This window comes from Paenibacillus sp. B-A-8, from assembly GCF_048572915.1.
Classification (GTDB): Bacteria; Bacillota; Bacilli; order Paenibacillales; family Paenibacillaceae; genus Paenibacillus_AQ.
In genome coordinates this window covers 5186806-5210309 of the sequence record NZ_CP183882.1, presented here as the reverse complement: position 1 = coordinate 5210309, position 23504 = coordinate 5186806, and the positions used below count along the sequence as shown (strand labels likewise).

The window sequence follows — 23504 nt, the reverse complement described above, 5'->3', positions numbered from 1 at the left end:
GTTCTAGCTAGGAAGGAGACAGGGCCTTATTACGGAGATATGAGAATGACAACAACCCGATTACCTCTTCTTAAAGAGGACAAGCCTAAGAAAAAAATGAGCCGTAAAATTACGGCGATCCTGCTGCTATTGTTCACTGCGCTTCTTGCTGTGATTTTTTTCAGATCGTCTATTAGTCACATTACAGTGATAGATTTTCAGGGAAGCAAGTATTCTACTAGTGAAGAATTACTCTCGCAAAGTGGAATTCATATAGGTGGACAATTCTTTGCTGTTTCTACGAAAGATGTGGAACAATCTCTGTTAGAGCTTAAGACGGTTAAGAATGTGACCGTAAAGAAGGATTTCCCCGGGGTAATCACAGTGAAGATTGAAGAATTTCCTGCGGTGGCCTATGAACTGGAACAGGGGGGCGTCTTAAAGGCGATTCTGTCGAGTGGGGCAGCGGTGTCTATTAATGAGACTGGTATTGCTGTAGAGAAGCCTATATTAACTAACTGGGATCCAGCCGATCCTAATAAGGCTATCCTATGTCAAACGCTAGGAAGTATTGCTAATGAGTTGACAAGTGATATTTCTGAGATTGTTCCCTCACCAACTTTGTCATTTCCAGACCGTATCAAGCTCTATACAAGATCCCGTTTCGAGGTGATTACATCTATCTCTTTATTGAAGAGCAAAGTGTCCTATTTGAATCAGGTAATAGAGACCAAGGAGCCTGGACTTATCACGATGCTTGAAGCCGACTCGTATGTTCCTTTTCAGGTCGAAAGTGAGGAGCAAAAGGGCGATGAGCAAAAAGATGTGCAAGAGTAGAGTAGAGGTCAATAGTCCCTACTAATAGAGTTGAAAAAATGCTACAATCGGATTTACGGGCAAGAAGCTATATCCCTCTTTTTTCTTCGATTTTTTTGAAATATAATGCTTTATGTGGTTGTAAATGTTCAAATAACCAAAAAAAGGCTTATATTTCTTGTGATATTTGTCATTCTTATAAAAATTTATGATTAACTATTCACATTAAGGGATGTTGGAATATTATTCCGTTCAAAAAATTTGTAGAAAAAAGAGGGAAAGGGTTAGGTATGTTGAATATGTACAGAGAAGTTTCCCGGGACAGGGATAAGGTTATGCAAATTATTTCGATTATAACAGGAGGTGCCATAGGACTTGAGCAACAATGACATCATTGTTAGTTTGGACATCGGTACATCCAAAGTTCGGGCAATAATTGGGGAAGTTACCAATGGAACCTTTAATATTATTGGCGTTGGATCTGCTGATTCGGAAGGAATACGTAAAGGCGCGATTGTAGATATCGACCAAACTGTGCAATCGATCAAAAGTGCTATAGATCATGCAGAGCAAATGGTGGGTATTCAAATATCAGAGGTTTATGTAGGCATTTCCGGTAATCATATTGGCCTGCAATCCAGCCACGGTGTCGTGGCCGTTCAGAATGAGGATCGTGAAATCGGTGAGGATGATATCGATCGTGTTATTAAAGCTGCGGAAGTCATCGCAATGCCTCCGGAGCGAGAAGTGATTGATGTTGTTCCTAAACAATTTATCGTCGATGGTCTCGAAGGTATTCAGGACCCGCGCGGGATGATTGGCGTTCGTCTTGAAGTCGACGCAACCATCATTACGGGTGCTAAGACGCCAATACATAATCTACTACGCTGTGTTGAGAAATCAGGACTGAAAGTGAAGGATCTTGTGCTGATGTCTCTTGGAGCTGGTGGATTGGCGCTATCCAAGGACGAGAAATCGATGGGATCTGTTCTGGTTGATATCGGTGCCGGGTCGACAACGATCGCCATATACGAAGAAAGTTCCCTTTGTGCAACCTCCACGATTCCGATCGGAGGAGAATTTGTAACTAATGACATTGCATACGGACTACGTACACTTACTGATCAAGCGGAGAAAGTAAAGCTGAAGTATGGTTGCGCATGGATTGACGATGCAGCTTCTGACGTTGTCTTCAAAGTGCTGCGCATTGGCAGTAACGTGGAGAAGGAATTTAACCAAGAGGATTTAGCGGCAATTATCGAGCCACGGGTGCAAGAAATCTTCCATCTGATTAAACAGGAAGTGAAACGGCTTGGTTACAGTGAACTGCCTGGAGGTTATATACTAACGGGTGGAACTGTCTCGATGCCTGGCGTATTAAAAGCGGCTCAGACTGAGCTGGCCGCATCTGTACGCATCGCTGTACCGGATTATATCGGTGTGCGGGACCCTGGGTTTACCGGAGGTGTCGGTATCCTGCATAATGTTGTCCGTAGCTTCCGTGGAAGAAGTAGTGGCGGAAGCAGCAACAAAAAGACGGTCAACCGGAGTAAGCAGAACGCTGCTCCAAATCAGGAAACGGTTCAGAAGACCGGGTTTGTCGAGCGTCTAAAGAACATGTTCAGCGAGTTTATATAAGTGTAAGTCCAGATATACTTGGACTGGCCATCCAAGCACATTGAGGGGGAGATGGAACAATATGTTAGAATTTGATTTTGAAATGGAGAGCTTGGCGCAAATAAAAGTCATCGGCGTGGGCGGCGGCGGTAGTAATGCTGTCAACCGGATGATTGAAAATGGCGTTCAGGGTGTAGAATTTATTACGGTTAATACAGACGCCCAAGCGTTGCATATGGCCAAATCGGAGCACAAGCTGCAAATCGGGGACAAGCTGACCCGCGGGTTGGGTGCAGGAGCTAATCCTGAAGTCGGTAAGAAGGCAGCGGAAGAATCCCGTGACTTAATCTCTAATACCCTTAAGGGCGCAGATATGGTGTTTGTTACTGCAGGGATGGGTGGCGGTACTGGAACAGGTGCAGCACCAGTTATAGCTGAAATTGCTAGAGAGTGTGGAGCCTTGACTGTGGGTGTAGTTACTCGCCCGTTCACTTTTGAAGGAAGAAAACGATATAACCAGGCAATGCTTGGAATCGAAGCTTTGAAAGAAAAAGTCGACACGCTAATCGTCATTCCAAATGACCGTTTGCTTGAGATCGTTGATAAGAAAACACCGATGTTGGAAGCTTTCCGTGAAGCAGATAATGTTCTCCGGCAGGCTGTTCAAGGTATCTCTGACCTAATTAAGGTTCCTGGTCTGATTAACCTTGACTTTGCGGATGTAAAGACGATTATGACAGAGCGCGGTTCAGCGCTTATGGGTATTGGTATTGCAAATGGTGAGAACCGTGCGTCTGAAGCAGCACGTAAAGCAATTATGAGTCCACTCTTGGAAACGTCTATTGAAGGCGCCCGCGGCGTAATTATGAACATTACGGGAGGATCCAACCTCTCTCTATATGAAGTTAATGAAGCGGCTGAGATCGTTACATCCGCGTCTGATCCTGAAGTGAATATGATCTTTGGTGCGATTATTGATGAAGGCCTGAAGGATGATATCAAAGTAACAGTAATTGCTACTGGCTTTGAACATAAACCATCGCCTGAAACTCCAGGACGTCGTCCAGTCTCGACGAATAACGAGCCTGCGGCAGCACCAGATAAGAGTTCAGCTAATTTACGTCCTTTCGGCAATCAGAGTTCTTCTGACCAGCTCGATATTCCGACGTTCCTGCGTAATCGGACTCGGGGCAACAACGATTAATTAAAGAGAATTAAGATTATATGAGAACACCGTATCGCTTAGCTGATTAGCTATGGCGGTACGGTGTTTTTTTGCATACATGTAAGTAAGGATCGATCAAGAGAGTCAACAGCATGGTGTGGCTCACAGATGTCCATGGTTGGCTAAACGTTAACGATAACTGGAAACCGCCAAGCGCCGTCCGGTGGCGAATCCTGCCAATCTGCAGCTTTTCTTGCACTAGAAAATGATTTCTAGCCAAAAGTAAGGATAAAGCTATATATTTGCAGTTTTAAAGAATTTCCATAAAGAAGGAATAAATCCTCACGCGCTATAACTCGACAAAAAAACCGCAAGAATGCCCCCCAAGTTTAGACAGACTTTGAATGCGAGACTTTCTATACTAATCATATCGTCCAAAAAACAGAGCCTGATCCATTTTGGCTACAGGATAGATTCCGCCATTAAGCAGGTGAATGCACTGGTTGTTTATATTGACTTGATATTCGCCGCCAATCTAGTGATCGACGGAATTCTTTTGTGGCTGACAGGCTGGATGGTTAAGCTGAGAATCTCATGGTGGCGTTTAATCCTCTCAGCACTTGTTGGCGCACTGTATGTGGTGATGATGTTTGTACCGGAACTGTCTTTCATGTATACCTTCCTTATTAAGTTTGGATTGTCGGTGGTTATGCTATGGATTGCCTTTGGTTTTGGGAGTCTGCAAAGCTACCTTCGCACTATGGGAGCTTTCTATATTATCAATTTTGCAGCTGCGGGTGGGATCGTTGGTATTCACTATTTGCTGCAGAGCTCCAGCGAGATTTGGAATGGTATTATGTTCACCGCTTCAGGAGGGCATGCTTACGGCTTAAAGATCGGCTTTTGGTTTGTCATTGCGGTATTTCCCCTGGTGTTAATCTGCTTCAAGGCAGTGCAATCTTCACGAATCAGAAGGGAGCAGCTTGAAACCTATATCGGTGAGGTGGTTGTTGAAATTGATGGGGTAAGTGTTTCCTGTCCTGGCCTGTTAGACACAGGCAACCGGCTCTGTGACCCTTTGACTCGCATTCCGGTGATGGTGATGGAATCGACGCTATGGGAGGGGTATCTGCCTGCTGCATGGAAAGGGAGACTCACTCAGGATGGTGCGGACAGACTTTTGCTAGAAACGGACGGGCAGTCGTTCGCCTGGCAGGATAGGATGCGGCTAGTACCTTATAGGGGGATTAACCGAGGGTCATCATTTATGCTCGCACTGAAGCCTGACCTTGTAACGATAAAGCTTGGTGAAGATACCTTTTATAGTAAAAGAGTCTTAATTGGGCTGGATGGCGGGACACTGTCTGGAGATGGGGCCTATCGGGCGATCATTCATCCGGATTTAACTCAAAGAGAGAGCACTACTGATGCAGCACTACCTTCCTAATCTTAAAATCTAGCTGAGCTAAACTTTTGAGGGCTGAAAGCGGGAATTGAAAGCTTCATATGCGAACCGTGTACTTCTTGGAGGAGGAACAATAATGATCAAATGGAAAATTGCTCTGCAGCTGCAATATTACCGCATGCTGTTTCTACTGGGGCTGAAGAGTCAGGAAATCTATTATATTGGCGGGAGCGAGGCTCTTCCTCCACCGCTGACACGGGAAGAAGAAGAGTATCTGCTTCAGCGGCTATCCAGCGGTGATGCAGCTGTTCGTGCGATGCTGATTGAGCGTAACCTGCGCCTCGTAGTATATATCGCTCGCAAATTCGAGAATACCGGAATCAATATTGAAGACCTGGTTTCGATAGGGGCTATCGGATTAATCAAGGCGGTTAACACATTTGATCCCGAGAAAAAAATAAAACTAGCTACGTATGCATCGCGCTGCATAGAGAATGAAATTTTGATGTATTTACGGCGTAATAGTAAGACACGGAGTGAGGTTTCTTTTGATGAACCTCTTAATATTGATTGGGATGGTAATGAGTTGCTGCTCTCAGACGTATTAGGAACGGAAAATGATACCATTTACCGAAACATTGAAGAACAGGTCGATCGCAAGCTGCTGCAGAAGGCGCTGGAAAAGCTGAGCGAACGCGAAAGACTCATTATGGAGCTGCGATTCGGACTGCGTGGAGGCGAAGAAAAGACACAAAAAGATGTGGCGGATCTGCTCGGTATTTCCCAATCTTACATTTCTCGTCTGGAGAAACGAATTATTAAGCGGCTGCGTAAGGAGTTTAACAAGATGGTGTAGGGTGAAATTAGCAAGGAATAAAATGGCCAACCCGGGAGATAATGTACAGTAATGTTTCTCCTTGGGAGGTAAATCATCATGACCCGAAATAAAGTCGAGATTTGCGGTGTGGATACTGCTAAGCTGCCTGTTCTAACGAACGTGGAAATGCGGCAACTGTTCACTTCGCTGCAGCAGCAGGGCGAGCGATCCGCCAGAGAGAAATTGGTAAATGGTAATCTTAGGCTCGTTCTAAGTGTTATCCAGAGGTTTAATAACAGGGGAGAATTTGTTGACGATTTGTTTCAGGTGGGCTGCATCGGTCTGATGAAAGCCATCGATAATTTCGATTTATCACAAAACGTTAAGTTCTCCACATATGCGGTTCCGATGATTATTGGTGAGATCCGCCGCTACTTGCGTGATAACAACCCAATACGAGTATCGCGTTCACTCAGAGACATTGCTTACAAGGCGCTGCAGGTACGCGATAGTCTGACCAATCAGAATTCGCGGGAACCGACGATATTCGAAATTTCTGAAGCGCTTGGTGTACCGAAGGAAGATGTAGTCTTTGCCCTTGATGCTATTCAGGATCCAGTGTCCTTATTCGAACCGATCTATCATGACGGTGGCGATCCTATTTATGTAATGGACCAGATTAGCGATGATAAGAATAAGGATGTGTCGTGGATCGAAGAAATCGCCTTACGTGAAGCGATGCGAAAGCTAGGTCAGCGGGAGAAACGAATTTTATCCATGCGGTTTTTCGAAGGAAAGACTCAAATGGAGGTCGCAGATGAGATTGGTATCTCACAGGCACAGGTCTCACGCTTAGAGAAATCTGCGATTCAGCAAATGCAAAAGCATGTGAAGTCTTAAATCGTCTGAAATGAGGAGATATCTAGAATCCGTTTAAGGGTTCTGGGTGATCTCCTCTTTTTATGGTTTCAGGAAGTATATACTTGTGGGGATTTTTCATGCATGTGGCCAAGCTTTCATAACATATATTGGACTGTAGGTCTGATTGTACAGGGGTGGTGAAATGAACGAGGATTATGTAGGATCAGCTAAAAAAATGAAAATCTCTGATTTTCAGACTAAGGACGTTATTAACATTGTGGACGGTAAGCGGCTGGGCCAAATCAGCGACTTAGAGCTTGATTTACGCCGAGGTGTTATTGATGCCATCGTAATTCCCGGATACACTCGGTTTATGGGATTGTTCGGAGGTGGAACAGATCTGATTATTCCATGGCGAAATATTGTCAAAATCGGATCTGATGTAGTGCTTGTGAAGATTGAGGAATCAAGAATGCCTCAAGGGCAGGACGAGCGGGAGACGATGTATCTGGAACGAGGGGACCGAAGCGAACGGCGCACTTATTAATTAGGTGCGTTTTTTGTTTTTTTATAAAAAGATTCGAAATGGCATAGCTTAAAAAGTTAATAAATTGAGCTTTCTAGCTTAATCGGCATTTTGTGGGGGTATTTACATGTGGTACACTAAGGCGGAGGTGAGGAAATGGAACCGTTTGTGCAGGGAAAGGAAACACTTATGCTGCTCCATCTGGAGCCTTGGCGTGTGAAGCATAAAGAAATTACAGCAGGTTTTACCGGTAGACAGGGAGGGGCTAGCAAAGAGCCTTATGACAGCCTGAATTGTGCATTTCATGTTGGGGATGCTCCAGAAGATGTTTTAAAGAATCGTAGGGCACTTGCTGAAGCGCTTGATTTCAAGCCAGAAGCTTGGACCTGTGGAGAACAAACCCACGGAGCAGAAATAGCAGTGGTAAGGGAAGCTGATCGTGGTCGTGGGCAAAAGGATAGAGCCTCGGCATTTCAGGCAACGGATGGTTTACTTACGGATGTACCGGGAGTTTTGCTGACTTCTTTTTATGCGGATTGCGTGCCTCTTTACTTTTATGATCCAGTGCATCAAGTCGTCGGTCTTGCGCATGCCGGTTGGAAGGGAACTGTGGCCCAGATTGCAGCCGCCATGGTGAGTAAAATGGAGAACATTTACGGAAGCCATCCGCAGGACATTATTGCAGCGATCGGACCGTCCATTGGCGACTGCTGTTATGAGGTGGATGATTATGTGATGGAGCATGTTCGCCAATTGGAGGATGAGCTGAGCAAGCTGACAGAAACAGCTGACACTGTAGGTCTATACAGAACATCTGACACAGATAAGAACAAATACATGCTAAACTTGAAAGAAATGAATCGACGCATTATGATTAAAGCAGGAATCTTGCCGACTCATATCGAATGTACATCTTGGTGTACAAGCTGTAATCAGGATTTGTTCTTTTCTTATCGTAAAGAAAATGGGGTTACAGGTAGGATGACGAGCTGGATCGGAATAAAGGAGAGTTGAAAGTTGGCTTTAACACTGCAGGAGAGAATTGCTGAGGTAGAGGAACGTGTAGCACGTGCCTGCGCGGCAAGCGGCCGGGATCGAAATGACGTCAAGGTAATCGCAGTGACGAAATATGTTTCTCTGGAAATGGTGTCCTCCGTATTGGAGGCAGGCCTAGAGCATATTGCCGAGAGTCGCTGGCAGGATGCTGAGCACAAATGGAAGGTTTTAGGGGACCAAGGGACATGGCATTTTATCGGGCATCTGCAAACCAATAAGGTTAAAGACGTTATTGGCAAGTTTCAATATATACACTCTTTGGACCGGATATCCCTGGCACAAGAATTACACAAAAAGGCGATTGCCGCAGATCAAGAAGTGAATGTCTTTCTTCAAGTGAACATCTCTGGAGAAGATACGAAATTTGGTCTGTCGCCTGAGGCAGTACCTGGATTTTTACGTGAAATTGCTAGTCTCGACCGTGTGAAAGTAATTGGACTAATGACAATGGCGCCTTTAGAAGGTGATCCGGAGCTTACCCGTCCTGTATTTCGCGGACTTCGTGAGCTGCGCGATGAGCTCAATCAACTTGCTTTGACACCTGAGCCGATTACGGAGCTATCGATGGGAATGTCGAATGATTTTGAGGTAGCGATACAGGAAGGAGCTACCTGGGTACGCCTAGGTACGGTGTTAGTAGGCCATTAGGAGGGATCGTGATGAGCGTTATGAACCGATTTATGAGTTTTTTGGGCTTGCAGGAGGAAGAAGAAGTTGTGGAGCGGGAGCAAATCCACGAAGAGGATGAGTATGAGCCAGCCCCTGTCGAAACCCGCAAAAATCAAAGGGGCAACGTTGTCAGTATCCATTCGCAGAAGAATGTAAAAGTTGTACTTTATGAGCCACGTTCGTACGATGAGGCTCAGGAAATTGCGGACCATCTCCGTTCTCACCGGACGGTAGTGATCAATCTTCAGCGTGTCCGCAATGATCAAGCGATGAGAATTATTGACTTTTTAAGCGGAACTGTTTATGCCCTTGGGGGAGGAATCTCTAAAATTGGGGGCAATATATTTATGTGCACACCAGATACCGTTGAAATTCAAGGTGCTATCACGGAAATCCTCGGTGACGATCCAGAATATAACAGAATGAGGTGAATGAGCTTTGCTCCAAATTGATTCGATTATTGATATGCTTTTCAATATTTATTTTTACATGATTATTTTCTATGTACTGATGTCGTGGTTGCCAAACGTTCGTGATAATTTTATTGGAGAACTGCTAAGCAAGCTTGTTGAACCGTATTTAACACCATTTCGTCGGTTTATTCCGCCACTCTTCGGTACGCTTGATATTTCCCCGATCATTGCACTACTCGTCTTGGAATTTGCGGCAGGTGGACTCAAATCCATTTTGCACTTAATTTTTTAGGCAGAAGTGATGAAGACGGAAGTTTACGGGCATTTTCATCCCGATGAAAGACAATTTGTGGACAAGGCTTGGGAATGGGTTACCCATGCCGGAGAATATCATGAGACGAAACTGACCGAATTTCTAGACCCGCGCCAAGGCTTTATTCTGCAAAGTCTCGTCAACCGCCATCCTGATGTAATTGTCAGATGGGAGGGGGGGCATGCAGAGGCAGAACGAAAGCGAGCGCTCGTTGCTCCCGACTACCGTGATCTGGATCAAGAGGATATGGAGCTGAAGGTTCTTGCGATAACCTCTGGTGAACAAAAGTTTCTGGCGCTTGAGCATGGGGATTACATGGGTGCTATTCTGGGACTTGGAGTAAAACGCGGTAAAATCGGGGACATTCATGTTCTGGATGATGGCTGTCATGTGGTGGTAGCTGCAGATATTGCGGATTATTTAGCTATGAATTTAACCGGAGTACACCGGATACAGGTGAGTACGGAGGTATTGCCACTTTCTTCCTTGCGTAATAGTGAGGTGAAGCTGGAAATGATGGATTTGACTGTAGCGTCCCTACGATTGGATGGCATTGCCGCAGATGTAACACGGCTTAGCCGCAGCAAAATTCTTGCTCCCATCAAGGCTGGACGCGTTCGGGTAAATTGGAAAGTGGAGGAAGACCCTTCCTGCGGACTTAAAGATGGTGACATGGTATCTATTCAAGGATTCGGTCGTTTCAAGGTTTTAGAAGTCGGTAGTTTGACGAAAAAGGGCCGATACCGTGTTCAAATTGGTAAATTTGTGTGAATCCCTTGCAGGAATCCGGCTTTACTTGTCGAAATTGATTATTTCGAGGGAATCAAACATTTTTAAAGCAGGACGCCGATATTTTATAGAAGAGGCGAACCATGAATGGCAGTTGGATCGTCGATATATATCCTCTGCCTTTACTTGAAGTACAGTCTTTCTTCTTTGTCTGCTGCACAGGTATGGTTCAGAGACTTAGAAGGTCCGAAATTTCTAGGAGGTGCACAGCATGCCATTAACACCGCTCGATATACATAACAAGGAGTTCTCTCGGAGACTTCGCGGTTATGATGAGGACGAGGTCAACGAATTTCTGGATCAAGTAATTAAAGATTACGAAAGTGTTATCCGTGAGAACAAAGAGCTGCAGAATCAGCTTTTGTCCATTCAAGAGCGTTTGGATCATTTTGTAAACATTGAAGAGAGTTTATCGAAGACAATCTTAGTCGCTCAGGAAGCGGCAGATGATGTGAAGAACAACTCCAAGAAGGAATCGCAGCTTATTATCAAGGAAGCGGAAAAGAACGCAGATCGGATTATTAACGAAGCGTTATCCAAATCCCGTAAAGTTGCTATTGAGACTGAAGAGTTGCGCAAGCAAGCTTCAATCTATCGTACTCGTTTCCGGACATTGGTGGAAGCTCAGCTGGAGCTGTTGTCACAGGATGACTGGAATGCCTTGGAGAGTCGTGAGGCGAGCGAGAACGTAACTTTTAAGGATGATGTTCTACATCGTATCTAATCAATTGTGATGAATGAATGCTGATTTGGTTTGTGATTAGGAAGGATTTTGGACTTTTATAATTTCAAACCAGAATTGGCTAAATAGAGGGAGTTATTCCCTCTATTTTTATTTTCCGTTAAAATCGATCATAATAAAGGATCTTCCGCCATCGTTGGTATGCTCCTATTTGCGGATTTGGCAAGCGGTTGTTGACATTTAGACTCAAAAAGTCTATAAATAGAACATATCTGTATAATGTTTATATGTATTCGATGACGGGACAAGTACGACAAGGTAACGTTCTCCAGAGAGTCGGCGATTGCTGAGAGCCGATTGTTCGAACCCTGCCGGAAGATCTTCCCCTAGAAGTTAAGCTGAAGCGTTGATCGTGCGTAAGCTTAGCCGTCTGCCGGACGTTACACCGGACCTGTGCATGAGATTTACGCGCGGGACTGAGATTGTGCTGAATACACTCCCCTTAAGGATGTGCTCATGCGCAGAATTAGGGTGGTATCGCGAGCGTCGTCTCGCCCCTTTGGGGGTGGGATGACGCTTATTTTGTTGTTCCGGGGCGGGCCATCCCCCTAAATCCCCCTTGCTAAGGGGGACCCCAAGGGCTGCCGCCCTCTGGACACCCGCAAAGTAAAGCCTCGTGCAAATGGGTACGGTGGTGGAAGCGAACGGACTCATGTGGCTGAAGGAGCGGCCCTTCTTAGGCTCCCCTGGCGGGATCGCCTGCGGGGCCTTCACTGCTAGAGCAAACCGGCGTTTCACTCGCCGGTCCCTGTGGCACCCCCTAGCCAGTGCTGCCCTGCGGGATCGCGGCTCGGGTGCCAAGAACAAAAGCACGTGCGACCAGCTGTGCAAGGTCGCTCAGAGACTAAATCATGAAAGGATTGACCATCACATGCAAAAAGTAGATGTCAGAGAAAAAGCGCGGGCAAGAGATGTCCGCATACTGAAGAAATGGAGCGACGAAAATACGTTCCGCAAATCCATGGAGAACCGTGAAGGACGTCCGAACTATGTATTTTACGAAGGTCCTCCTACAGCGAACGGTGCACCGCATATCGGGCACGTGCTGGGCCGTGTAATCAAGGATTTCATCGGTCGTTACCAAACGATGAAAGGCTATCGTGTGGTACGTAAAGCGGGCTGGGATACACATGGTCTTCCAGTAGAGCTAGGCGTGCAGAAGAAGCTTGGGATCTCCGGTAAACAAGAGATCGAAGAATATGGTGTAGAGAAATTCATTCAGGAATGTAAAGACAGCGTCTTCGGCTACGAGAAGCAATGGCGCGAGTTTACAGAGGGTATCGGATACTGGACGGATTTAGATAATCCTTACGTAACCTTGGATAACACATATATCGAAAGCGTGTGGAACATCTTGGCTACGGTTCATGACAAAGGGTTGCTCTATCGCGGACACCGCGTTAGCCCTTACTGCCCAAGCTGCCAGACTACCCTAAGCTCCCACGAAGTAGCTCAAGGCTACAAAACCGTCAAGGATCTTAGTGCGACTGCAAAGTTCAAACTGGATGACAGTGGAGACTACGTACTAGCTTGGACGACTACACCTTGGACATTGCCAGCGCACATGGCTTTAGCCATGAACCCTGACATGGATTATGTACGTGTACAACAAGAAGATGGTGTGTACATCGTTGCTAAGAATTTGGTGGAAGAAGTAATGAAAGGCGAGCACACCGTCCTTTCGACACATAAAGGTTCCGAGTTCATCGGCAAAACTTACGCTCCTCCTTTCGGATACATCAAAGCAGAGAAAAGCAATGTCATCGTAGGTGCTTCCTTCGTTACAGATTCCAGCGGTACAGGGATCGTACACATGGCACCAGCGCATGGTGAAGATGACTACAAGACTTGCCGCGAGAACGGTATCAGCTTCGTAAACGTGGTTGATAATTCCGGTAAGTATACCGATGTAGTGTCTGATTTTGCCGGACGCTTCGTAAAAGATTGCGATTTGGATATCGTTAAAGCTTTGTCTGAAAAAGGATTACTTTACGGTAAAGAAAAATACGAGCATAGCTATCCGTTCTGCTGGCGTTGTGATACACCGCTCTTGTATTACGCAACAGACAGCTGGTTCATCAACACTACAGCGATCAAGGATCAGCTCATTGCTAACAACAACAGCGTAAATTGGTACCCTGAGCATGTACGCGAAGGCCGTTTCGGGAAGTTCTTGGATGAACTGGTGGACTGGAATATCAGCCGTAATCGTTACTGGGGTACACCGCTTAATGTTTGGGTATGTCAAGAAACGGGCAAAGAGTTCGCTCCACACAGCATTGAAGAACTGAGAGCGATGGCAATTGGTGATGTGCCTGAGGATATCGAGCTGCATAAGCCTTTTGTAGATAAGATCAAGCTACGTAGTCCTTTCAGTGAAGGTGCAGAGATGGTTCGCACACCGGAAGTTATCGACGTTTGGTTTGACAGTGGTTCAATGCCTTTTGCCCAAAGCCACTATCCATTTGAAAACGAAGATAAGCTGGATGATCAGTATCCAGCGGATATGATCTGTGAAGGGATCGACCAGACCCGTGGATGGTTCTATAGCTTGCTAGCAGTATCTACCTTGTTTAAAGGTAAAGCACCATATAAAGCGGTAATCGCTACAGGCCATATCCTCGACGAGAACGGTCAAAAAATGTCCAAATCCAAAGGCAATGTTATTGATCCTTGGGAAATCATGAATGAATACGGAACGGATGCTTTCCGTTGGGCGATTCTGTCTGACAGTGCACCGTGGAACAACAAACGGTTCTCCCGTGGTCTTGTAGGGGAAACCAAATCTAAAGTTGTAGATACACTGGTGAATACACATGCGTTCTTGACGCTTTATGCAGGCATCGATGGTTACGATCCAGCCGATCATCCTTTTAAAGTATCCGAACATAAGCTGGACCGCTGGATTCTATCCCGTCTGAACAGCTTGATTCTTTTGGTAGATAAAGGACTTGCGGTAAATGACTTCGTAAACACGTCCAAAGCGATTGAGAACTTTGTGGATGAGCTGAGTAACTGGTATATCCGTCGTTCCCGTGACCGTTTCTGGGGGAGTGGTCTAGGTGAAGATAAGCTGGATGCTTATCGTACACTGACCCATGTGCTTTTGACGACAGCCTCTTTGATGGCTCCATTTACACCGATGTTGTCTGAAGATATCTTCACGAACCTTGGCGGCGGAGAAAGCGTGCATTTAGCAGATTATCCGGTTGCTGATGAGAACTTGATCGATAAAGAGCTGGAAGAGGATATGGAAAGTGCAAGACAGATCGTTGAGCTGGCGCGTAACGTGCGTAACGAAACAGGCATTAAGAATCGTCAACCACTGTCTGAACTGATCGTTTCGATGAACCGTGACTTCCATTTGTCTGAGTATGAAGAGATCATCAAAGAAGAGATCAACATCAAGAACATCGTGCTGGAGACTAGTGATAGCGGATTTGTGGATTTCACACTTAAGCTGAATCTTAAGGTTGCCGGTAAAAAATACGGTAAAAACGTTGGCTTCCTGCAAGGCTTCCTGAAAGCTCTGGATAGTGACTCTACCCGCAAAGCGGTACAAGATGGCTCAATCACGATTGCGACGCCAGAGGGAGAAGAGCTCGTAATTACTTCCGAAGAGCTACTCGTTGAAAAACAAGCCAAAGCAGGTTTCGCAGCAGCTTCTGGATATGGAATTACGGTTGCGCTCAATACCGAAATCACGCCTGAGCTTGAACAAGAAGGCTGGGTTCGTGAGATCATTCGTGCGGTTCAGGACTACCGTAAACGTCTGGATCTGCCGATCGAGAAACGGATCGCACTCACACTGAATGTAGACGATGAGCTTAAAGCAGCAGTTACAGCATTTGAGAATGTATTGCGAGACAATGTACTTGTGACTACGGTTGATTTTGGTGGAGAACACGCTTTTGAAACGGTAGATGTTGGTGGTAAATCTATCGGCATCCATATTGGAGCGTAAATCTGCATTACCTGTCCCAAAACAGCATATACTAGCGGCACAAGTGTAAACGGAGAACTTCTGTTTATGCGGGAAATATAGTCTTTATATTTCGCCCGCAAAAAATAACGAGCCTCGTGCTCAAGGAGATTCATTCTCTTTGACCGGGCTCGTTTACTTTGTGGGCGAGTATAGACGTATGAGAGGAGCTGTGGCTGTGGAGGATCAGAAGAACAGAATCTCCGTCAAGACATCCGGCAACAAGAACAGCCCAGACATGGGAGCGGAGAAAAAGGCTATTCCTGAGGCAAACCCTGAGCGTTTAACAGCAGATCATCGTAATCCGGAAGATATTCCACTGGAAGAAAAAATGAATACAATGTATCGATTAACCTTTGAATGGGCCCATATTTTAGAAAAATCACGAATTTATAAGTATACAGAGCTGCTATATTCACCTTGGAGTCTCATTTGGCGAAACATCTTATATGGAACGGCTCGTGGAGTTGGGATCGCGCTAGGCTTTACTTTTTTTGCGGCAACGATCATTTATGTCCTTCAGGGGCTTGGAGCCTTGAATCTACCGATTATCGGAGATTATATTGCGGATATTGTACGGATTGTACAGCGTCAGCTGGAATTCAAATAGCTTGTTAAGGCGAAGCCGTCTTTATTTGGGTTGAAGGAGAGATTAGAGTCCGGTCCATTTTCTTAGGTGGATTTACCCAACCTTGAGCTTTTATGTTTCTCCCCAGTCCTGACCTTTCCTTCTTTAATCTTTGGAGAGGGCTGCGCTGCTTATTTTCCTCGTGTATGATGCGTAAGCCTCTCATTAATAATAAATATCGTCGGTCATCTTCATGACTGAGTTGTTGTACATTTTTGAAATAATCGTGATTCACTACGGTACACTCCTTGTATGTCGATTTCATCATGCGTTAGATCAGTTTAACATCTGAATCTGAACATTTTCTTAACAAAATGACATAGAGCATAAAAAAACAAAAAAACAGCGGGCATTCCACAATAAAATTGGAACCGCACGCTGTTCATTTTTCTAGTAGGGATAATGCTTTTACTCTTCGCCTTCGAGCGGATCAAGCATGTAACTTCCCTCGCCACTATCCTTATAGCGTTCGTAGCTGCGTCCCGGTACTACAATTAAATGGTTCCCTGTAATATCGGTGGCAATAAAGTTCTCCCAAGGCTCTACACAGCCTTCCAGCTCATCCGCTTCAATCTCCATATCGTTATAAGAGTCAATATTGCTGCCCTCCGCCATAGCGGGGGAATCGGAGTTACCATAGCTTTCTACTATCTGCCAGGCATCTTCACCGTCAAAGCCGTTTTGATCCTCTCGCTCATCGAGACTGGTACGCCCAAATGGAGGAGACAAAAATTCTTCTTCAATTGGCCGAGTAAAAGGTGCATTTTGACGTGGGGCGTGCTCCTTACAGTAAAGTGTAGAAGGAATGGCAGATAAACGCTCAAAAGGGATCGGTTTACCGCTAGCCTTACATATCCCGTAGGTGCCTTCATCCATTGCGGAGAGAGCAGCTTCGATATCATCCAGCTCATGCTCGTCCCGCTCAAGCAGTGAAATATCCATAGAGCGATTATACAAATCGGTGGCTGCGTCCCCCGGATGGTTGTCATTCTCGGAAAGTTCTCCGGTGCCATCTCGCATGGATTCCTGTAAGCCGTAATTTTCATTATTCTGAAGCCTTTGCTGAATAGTATCACGATCTTTTTCTAATCGGGCGCGTAGCTCTGAGAGCTGCTGTACTGTCAGGTGCGTCATGATGAGTAAGCTCCTTTCTGTACTTTTTTAAGAATCCTTCCGACTTACCGATTTGCACCGGATGGTTCTTTGTTAGGTTGACCTGAGAGGCGTTATTTTAGCGATGGAAAATAGTCCCCAAGATTAAGCACCCGAGAGGTGTCACGCAATAGACGATCTTCTAAGGGCTGTGCTACAATATACAAGTCTTATAACAGTATTCGTACCGCATTTGGCGGGAAAAATAAGAACGGAGTGACAACTTCTGTGGTGTACTATTTGATTGCTCTTATTGTATTTTTGGTGGATCAGGGAACGAAGTATCTCATTGCCACACGTCTGGAGATTGGGGAACAGATTTCGGTGATTGGTAATTTCTTCCTAATTACTTCACATCGTAATCGCGGGGCTGCTTTTGGGATTCTACAAGGTCAGCAATGGTTCTTCTTTTTAGTTACGGTTGTAGTGGTTGCAGGTATCGTTTGGTACTTGAACAAAACTAGACATTCGCGGAAGATGCTATCGGTTGCCCTTGGGCTTGTTCTGGGTGGGGCGATTGGTAACTTCCTAGACCGGATGATCAGTGGTGAGGTTGTCGATTTCCTTCTGTTTAATTTTGGAAGCTATAGCTTCCCGATTTTTAACGTTGCGGATTCATGTATCGTCATTGGGGTTGGGTTGATTCTTTTGGACTCCTTCCGCGATCTTAAGAATGGTGAAGAAATCACGGAAATCAAAGAAGTAAAAGAAGCAAAGGAAGTAAAAGAAGGGAATGAATGATTTGAGTAAAGACGTCAATCACCAAGCGGCATCTACGAGCGAAGAAGAGAGGGACGTCACGGAGTGGACCGTTTCGGCGGAGAACGCGCGGGAGCGAATTGATAAATATATTACGGAATCTTGGGAAGAGGATATTTCTCGTTCTCAGGTACAGCTGTGGATCAGTGGCGGGCATGTTACGGTTAATGGGGCACCGGTTAAAGCTAACTATAAGCTCTCAGAAGGCGATAAAGTTTCCATTGTCGTACCAGAAGCAGAAGTGACGGACTTGATCCCAGAGAATATTCCTCTTGAAGTTGTATACGAAGACAGCGATGTCATTGTGATTAATAAGCCACGTGGAATGGTTGTGCACCCAGCAGCTGGTCATCCGTCAGGCACTTTGGTGAATGCACTGATGTATCATTGCAAGGATCTGTCCGGTATTAACGGTGAGATTCGTCCGGGTATTGTCCACCGTATTGATAAAGATACCTCTGGTCTTATTATGGTGGCTAAGAATGATGCCAGTCACGCATCGCTCGCAGCACAGCTTAAAGAGCACAGTGTAACACGCCGCTATATAGCTGTTGTGCACGGCAACTTGTCGCATGACAAAGGAACGGTTGACGCTCCGATCGGTAGAGATCCACATGATCGCAAGCTATACACTGTAACGGAAAAGAACAGCAAGAAATCTGTGACCCATTTTACGGTGATGGAGCGTTTCGGCGAATGTACACTGCTGGAGTTGCAGCTAGAGACTGGTCGCACGCATCAGATCAGAGTGCACATGAAATTCATAGGTCATCCGCTTGTGGGCGATCCGGTTTACGGTCGCAGCAAGGGAACAACTATGAATGGACAGGCATTACATGCGGCGGTGCTTGGATTTATTCATCCTTCGACAGGTGAATATAAAGAATTCAGCAGACCTATTCCGGAAGACATGGAAGAAGTTCTACTCGCATTGCGCAGCAGATAAGTACAAATGAAGTGATAAATAGTCTATGGTATTGAACTCTGCTTTCCATCATATTTAATAACATAAGGATAAAGAGAAGGTTATGCCTTATTCTTTATCCTTATTTTTTATCACAGAAACGGATCTCTAGAAACATAAGCCATCCAAGGGACGGCGAAGCCGTTTCTTCTGAAATTAGAATAGATAGCCAGGAGATGAGATGAAAGTATGAGTATTGAACAATACCAAGACAGCTTCATTCAGACTAATTTTGCAGATCGCATTGGTGGTGCGAACTATGGCAAAGATACCTCGATTTATAAATTCGAGAAAATCAAACGTGCCAAAGCATCCGCTAAACAGGATTTTCCTGATATTGAATTGATCGACATGGGCGTAGGCGAGCCGGATGAGATGGCTGATGCCGGTATCGTGGCTAAGCTTGCTGAAGAAGCAGCTAAGGAAGAAAACCGTGGTTATGCGGACAATGGAATTGCTGAGTTTAAGACAGCCGCTGCCGAATATTTGCGGGAAGTATTCCGTGTGGAAGGTATTGATCCTGTTACAGAGGTAGTTCACTCTATCGGATCTAAGCCTGCGCTGGCGATGTTGCCTTCTTGCTTTATCAATCCGGGAGATATTACGATCATGACGGTGCCGGGTTATCCAGTGCTGGGTACACATACTAAATACTTGGGTGGACAAGTGTTTACAGTAGAACTGAAGAAGGAGAATAACTTCCTTCCAGATCTCAACGAAATTCCAGAAGAAGTTGCTCATAAAGCTAAGCTTCTTTACTTGAACTATCCAAACAATCCAACGGGCGCTAGCGCGACTCCTGAATTTTTTGCTGAAGTCGTTGCATGGGCTAAAAAATATGATGTAGTTGTTATCCACGATGCGCCATATGCGGCTTTAACCTATGATGGTTTGAAGCCACTTAGCTTCCTCTCTGTGCCGGGTGCGAAGGACGTTGGCGTGGAACTACATTCCTTGTCCAAATCCTACAATATGACAGGCTGGAGAATTGGCTTTGTTGCCGGGAATCCTTTAGTTGTTAAAGCCTTCAGTGATGTGAAGGATAATAATGATTCCGGTCAATTTATTGCGATTCAAAAAGCTGCGGCTTACGGTCTTGCTCATCCAGAGATTACTGAAGCGATTGCGGCCAAGTATTCTCGTCGTCATAACCTGTTGGTTGATGCACTGAACAGCCTCGGCTTCCAAGCTGAGAAACCAAAGGGTTCTTTCTTCCTTTATGTTGCTGCGCCAAAAGGTGTCAAAGGCGGTCGCCGTTTTGAATCTGGTGAAGATTTCTCGCAATTCCTGATCCGTGAGAAGCTAATCTCCACTGTGCCTTGGGATGATGCAGGTCCATTTGTACGTTTCTCCGTTACCTTTATTGCTAAAGGGGAAGAGGAAGAAAGACGTGTCATTTCTGAAATCCAAAGACGCCTAAGCGATGTGGAATTTGAATTTTAATCTATAGTTAGAAATTGAAGCTGCCTAGGGTAACCTTGGGTGGCTTTTCTTTATGTTAGACGTTAATCCAGGTAGAAAATACGAAAATAAAAGCTATATCCATCGTTATGGCTTCCTCTTGTTGTTAATAGAAGTAAGTTTGGAAAGTGTTGTAGTTTAGGCAGATAAAGTTGACATGCAGGGTTTGTTCTGTCATAATTCTCATTAAATGAATAGCGCCTTTAATTCAGTCCTGTGAGGCTGGCAAGGTAACGTGAATCGAGGTTCGCGACTCTTAGAAAGGTATCCGTGTGTATACACCGGACTGTCTTTTTATGCGCGCGGCCATCATCTTCTTCATCTGCGGATTTCACTCCTTGCCTGTTATAGGCAAGGAGTTTTTTGATTTCCGGGAACTTGAATAGGCGAAACAAGTGGAGGGTGACAAGATTATGGTTACTGAGAAAAATGTAATTATGGACGAAACGGCGATCCGCCGGGCATTATCCCGTATTGCTCATGAGATTTTGGAGAAAAACAAAGGAATTGAGAATTGTCTGCTGGTGGGTATCCGGACAAGAGGCGTATATCTGGCACAGCGCATCGCTGAGCGTATCAAGGAAATTGAAGGCGTCGAGATTCCTTACGGCGAACTCGACATCACGCATTATCGGGATGACCGAGAAGTAGGAGGCAGTGAAGCTGTAGTGAAGAGTAACGTCATTATTACTTCCGGCAGTGATGGCATCCATGATAAGAAGGTCATTTTGTTCGACGATGTGCTTTACACCGGACGCACGATCCGCGCGGCGATGGATGCTTTGATGGATTGCGGACGCCCACGAATGATTCAACTGGCAGTACTGGCTGACCGTGGACACCGCGAGCTGCCAATCCGGCCGGACTACATCGGTAAGAATGTACCTACCTCAAAGCATGAGCAGATTGAAGTGGCGCTGAAGGAATACGACGGCAAAGACGAGGTCTACATTATTTCAAACCGGGAGGAACGATAACATCATGACACTTACCAAGGTAAAGGAACGTAGTCTGCTGGGTATAAAAGAGCTTGATCGGTCGGAAATCACCCAATTGCTGGATAGAACAGCATACTGGGACAATCAAAGTGAGAAGCTAACTCCCATTTTGAACTCGCATTTTATTTCTAACATGTTTTTTGAGAACAGCACACGCACACGCTTCTCTTTCGAAATGGCAGAGAAACGACTGGGTGCACAAGTACTTAATTTTACGGCTGCAGCTTCTAGTGTAGAAAAAGGGGAGTCGATCTACGATACAGTACGCACACTGGAATCGATGGGGATCGATGCCGGAGTTGTGCGTTTGAAGCCTGCAGGTGTGCTGCAGCAGTTAGCTGAGAAGGTGTCCATACCGCTTATTAATGCGGGCGACGGCAACAATGAACATCCAACACAAGCGCTGCTTGATCTTTACACCATGACTAAAACGTTTGGAGATTTAAAGGGTCTCACGGTTTCTATTATCGGGGACATCATGCATAGCCGGGTAGCGCGCTCCAATCTATGGGGACTCACAAAGCTGGGAGCTAAAGTGCAATTCTGTGCACCGGAGAATATGAAGGCTCCTGAGCTTATGGAATACGCGCCTTATGTAACTATAGAGGAAGCACTTAAAGCAGATGTAGTCATGATGCTTCGTGTGCAGCTGGAACGCCATTCTTCCGGAATCGTACTTTCCGCAGAGGATTACCGCAGACATTATGGTTTAACGGTAGAACGCGCTGCTAAGCTTGCAAAAGATACAATCATTATGCATCCAGCACCGGTTAACCGGAATGTCGAGATTGATGATGCAGTTGTAGAGTGCAGTCAATCAAGGATTTTCCCGCAAATGTCTAATGGGGTGCCGGTTCGGATGGCAGTTCTCGAAAGAGCTTTACTATAAAGTTCTAAGAATGATGATGTATAAGGACTAATAAATATACACAAACATGAATTTTTATTATATAATGATGAGAGGGCCCGCAGCTGGGATCTGAGGGTAAAGGTAGAATCATGACAGTGATTATTAGAAACGCCAGTGTATTGAATGAGGAAGGCTTGTTAGAGCGGAAACATATTGTACTTGAAGAAGGTGTTATCTCGACCATAATCGACGGAAATGAAGCTGCTCCAGAAGCGGGAGAGATCATTGATGCAGAAGGCAAGCTGCTCATTCCAGGGCTCATTGATATGCATGTGCACTTACGCGAACCGGGATTTGAACACAAGGAAACCGTAGAAACCGGAAGTCGCTCGGCTGCCAAAGGCGGATTTACTACCATCGCTTGTATGCCTAATACCCGTCCGGTAACAGATACGCCGGAAATCGTACAATTTGTGAAAGACAAAGCGCGTGAAGCAGGACTTGTTAAAGTACTTCCTTATGCAGCCATTACGAAAAACGAGCTCGGACGTGAGCTGACTGATTTTGCGGCCCTTAAAGAAGCTGGAGCTATCGGTTACACCGACGACGGCGTGGGCGTCCAAAGCGCTCAAATGATGAAAGATGCAATGAACATCGCAGCATCGCTCGATATGCCAGTCATTGCTCACTGCGAGGATAACTCACTGGTTGAAGGCTGCTGTGTAGCCGAAGGTGAGTTCGCAAGAAAGCATGGCCTCAAAGGAATTCCAAATGAGTCGGAAGCCATCCATGTTGGACGCGATATTTTGCTGGCTGAAGCGACTGGCGTTCATTACCATGTATGCCATGTAAGTACTGAACAATCGGTGCGATTGATTCGCCAAGCGAAAGAAATCGGCATTAAAGTTACTGCTGAGGTGTGTCCGCATCACTTGCTGCTCTCTGAAGAAGATATTCCCGGCCTAGATGCGAATTGGAAAATGAACCCGCCGCTACGTTCCCGCCGCGATGTTGAGGCATGTATCGAAGGTTTGCTTGACGGCACACTAGATATGATCGTTACGGACCATGCGCCGCATAGTGAGGAAGAGAAGGCTAAAGGCATGCAACTTGCACCTTTTGGTATCGTTGGATTCGAAACAGCTTTTCCACTACTGTACACAGCGTTTGTAGCAACCGGAAAATGGGATTTATCCTTACTAGTACAAAGAATGACCGCTGACCCTGCACGGGTATTCAGACTGAACACCGGTGTGATGGATATCGGAGCTCCTGCAGATTTGACACTGATTGACCTGGAGCAAGAGAAAGAAGTAGACCCAGGATCATTCGCAAGTAAAGGACGTAATACTCCTTTTGGTGGCTGGAAGCTTAAGGGCTGGCCAGTAATGACATGGGTAGACGGCAAAGCCGTATGGACTGAGAAAAACTAGCGGACCGGTGGGGCGGAGTTGCTGATCTTAATGGATGCAGCGATTGAATACACGTACACTCCGGAAGGCTTGTAAGGCATAAGCATTAGACTACAGAAACATGAAGGAG

Annotated in this window: 22 protein-coding genes and 1 other annotated feature; of the genes, 21 read left to right on the top strand and 1 reads right to left on the bottom strand. The window is 45.6% G+C overall.

The genetic code is table 11. The annotated features are described in order from the left end of the window. The first annotated feature begins 45 nt into the window (after nt 1–45). The 15 genes from ACN6MV_RS23590 to ACN6MV_RS23520 all read left to right on the top strand — a co-directional run bounded on the left by ACN6MV_RS23590 (nt 46) and on the right by ACN6MV_RS23520 (nt 15760). Nucleotides 46–816: a cell division protein FtsQ/DivIB gene (locus ACN6MV_RS23590; protein WP_042130232.1), complete on the top strand. Its 771-nt coding sequence runs from the start codon at nt 46–48 to the stop codon at nt 814–816. Nucleotides 817–1170: 354 nt separating this feature from the next. Further along, complete coding sequence (gene ftsA, locus ACN6MV_RS23585; RefSeq protein ID WP_076117264.1) at nt 1171–2433, top strand: cell division protein FtsA; 1263 nt, start codon at nt 1171–1173, stop codon at nt 2431–2433. A gap of 61 nt (nt 2434–2494) precedes the next feature. Next, nucleotides 2495–3616, top strand: coding sequence for a cell division protein FtsZ (gene ftsZ / locus ACN6MV_RS23580; protein ID WP_042130228.1), 1122 nt, complete (start codon nt 2495–2497; stop codon nt 3614–3616). A gap of 460 nt (nt 3617–4076) precedes the next feature. Beyond that, nucleotides 4077–5024 (top strand): sigma-E processing peptidase SpoIIGA, encoded by a 948-nt coding sequence (spoIIGA, locus tag ACN6MV_RS23575; RefSeq protein ID WP_419886806.1) that lies wholly within the window; start codon nt 4077–4079, stop codon nt 5022–5024. A gap of 94 nt (nt 5025–5118) precedes the next feature. After that, complete coding sequence (sigE, locus tag ACN6MV_RS23570) at nt 5119–5838, top strand: RNA polymerase sporulation sigma factor SigE (protein ID WP_375103692.1); 720 nt, start codon at nt 5119–5121, stop codon at nt 5836–5838. 78 nt (nt 5839–5916) lie between these two features. Then, nucleotides 5917–6699, top strand: coding sequence for an RNA polymerase sporulation sigma factor SigG (gene sigG, locus ACN6MV_RS23565; protein WP_036683631.1), 783 nt, complete (start codon nt 5917–5919; stop codon nt 6697–6699). Nucleotides 6700–6862: 163 nt separating this feature from the next. After that, on the top strand, nt 6863–7207 hold the full coding sequence (locus ACN6MV_RS23560) for a YlmC/YmxH family sporulation protein (protein ID WP_060622055.1): 345 nt from the start codon (nt 6863–6865) through the stop codon (nt 7205–7207). Between the two features lie 135 nt (nt 7208–7342). Continuing rightward, nucleotides 7343–8200, top strand: coding sequence for a peptidoglycan editing factor PgeF (gene pgeF / locus ACN6MV_RS23555; RefSeq protein ID WP_419885003.1), 858 nt, complete (start codon nt 7343–7345; stop codon nt 8198–8200). Nucleotides 8201–8203: 3 nt separating this feature from the next. Continuing rightward, a complete protein-coding gene (locus ACN6MV_RS23550; RefSeq protein WP_042190837.1) occupies nt 8204–8890 on the top strand; it encodes a YggS family pyridoxal phosphate-dependent enzyme in 687 nt (228 codons plus the stop codon). Nucleotides 8891–8901: 11 nt separating this feature from the next. Beyond that, on the top strand, nt 8902–9342 hold the full coding sequence (locus tag ACN6MV_RS23545) for a cell division protein SepF (protein ID WP_042130218.1): 441 nt from the start codon (nt 8902–8904) through the stop codon (nt 9340–9342). A 34-nt stretch (nt 9343–9376) separates the two neighbouring features. Beyond that, nucleotides 9377–9616, top strand: a complete 240-nt coding sequence (locus ACN6MV_RS23540; protein ID WP_042132388.1) for a YggT family protein — start codon at nt 9377–9379, stop codon at nt 9614–9616. 9 nt (nt 9617–9625) lie between these two features. Next, a complete protein-coding gene (locus ACN6MV_RS23535; RefSeq protein ID WP_341114466.1) occupies nt 9626–10408 on the top strand; it encodes an RNA-binding protein in 783 nt (260 codons plus the stop codon). Nucleotides 10409–10637: 229 nt separating this feature from the next. After that, on the top strand, nt 10638–11150 hold the full coding sequence (locus ACN6MV_RS23530; RefSeq protein WP_042130215.1) for a DivIVA domain-containing protein: 513 nt from the start codon (nt 10638–10640) through the stop codon (nt 11148–11150). Between the two features lie 245 nt (nt 11151–11395). Further along, nucleotides 11396–11670, top strand: a binding site (T-box leader). A 369-nt stretch (nt 11671–12039) separates the two neighbouring features. After that, nucleotides 12040–15132, top strand: coding sequence for an isoleucine--tRNA ligase (ileS, locus tag ACN6MV_RS23525; RefSeq protein ID WP_419886805.1), 3093 nt, complete (start codon nt 12040–12042; stop codon nt 15130–15132). Nucleotides 15133–15388: 256 nt separating this feature from the next. Then, a complete protein-coding gene (locus tag ACN6MV_RS23520) occupies nt 15389–15760 on the top strand; it encodes a DUF5665 domain-containing protein (RefSeq protein ID WP_419886804.1) in 372 nt (123 codons plus the stop codon). 426 nt (nt 15761–16186) lie between these two features. Here ACN6MV_RS23520 and ACN6MV_RS23515 read toward each other — a convergent pair whose 3' ends face one another. Next, nucleotides 16187–16912 carry a TraR/DksA C4-type zinc finger protein gene (locus ACN6MV_RS23515; RefSeq protein ID WP_042130209.1) on the bottom strand — a complete coding sequence of 242 codons (726 nt, stop codon included), beginning with the start codon at nt 16910–16912 and terminating at the stop codon, nt 16187–16189. Between the two features lie 246 nt (nt 16913–17158). Between ACN6MV_RS23515 and lspA the strand changes: the two genes are divergently transcribed. The 6 genes from lspA to ACN6MV_RS23485 all read left to right on the top strand — a co-directional run bounded on the left by lspA (nt 17159) and on the right by ACN6MV_RS23485 (nt 23395). Continuing rightward, complete coding sequence (gene lspA / locus ACN6MV_RS23510) at nt 17159–17671, top strand: signal peptidase II (protein WP_042130207.1); 513 nt, start codon at nt 17159–17161, stop codon at nt 17669–17671. Then, nucleotides 17664–18635, top strand: coding sequence for an RluA family pseudouridine synthase (locus tag ACN6MV_RS23505; protein WP_419885002.1), 972 nt, complete (start codon nt 17664–17666; stop codon nt 18633–18635). Before lspA ends, ACN6MV_RS23505 begins: the two co-directional genes overlap by 8 nt. A 207-nt stretch (nt 18636–18842) precedes the next feature. Beyond that, entirely contained in the window at nt 18843–20096 is a 1254-nt protein-coding gene (locus ACN6MV_RS23500; protein ID WP_042130204.1) for an LL-diaminopimelate aminotransferase, read from the top strand. 431 nt (nt 20097–20527) lie between these two features. After that, nucleotides 20528–21091, top strand: coding sequence for a bifunctional pyr operon transcriptional regulator/uracil phosphoribosyltransferase PyrR (gene pyrR / locus ACN6MV_RS23495; protein ID WP_042130202.1), 564 nt, complete (start codon nt 20528–20530; stop codon nt 21089–21091). Between the two features lie 4 nt (nt 21092–21095). Further along, nucleotides 21096–22001 carry an aspartate carbamoyltransferase catalytic subunit gene (locus ACN6MV_RS23490; RefSeq protein ID WP_042130201.1) on the top strand — a complete coding sequence of 302 codons (906 nt, stop codon included), beginning with the start codon at nt 21096–21098 and terminating at the stop codon, nt 21999–22001. A 110-nt stretch (nt 22002–22111) separates the two neighbouring features. Beyond that, the gene (locus ACN6MV_RS23485; RefSeq protein ID WP_042130200.1) at nt 22112–23395 is read left to right on the top strand and encodes a dihydroorotase; all 1284 of its coding nucleotides are present in this window, start codon (nt 22112–22114) and stop codon (nt 23393–23395) included. The last annotated feature ends 109 nt before the right edge of the window (nt 23396–23504 follow it).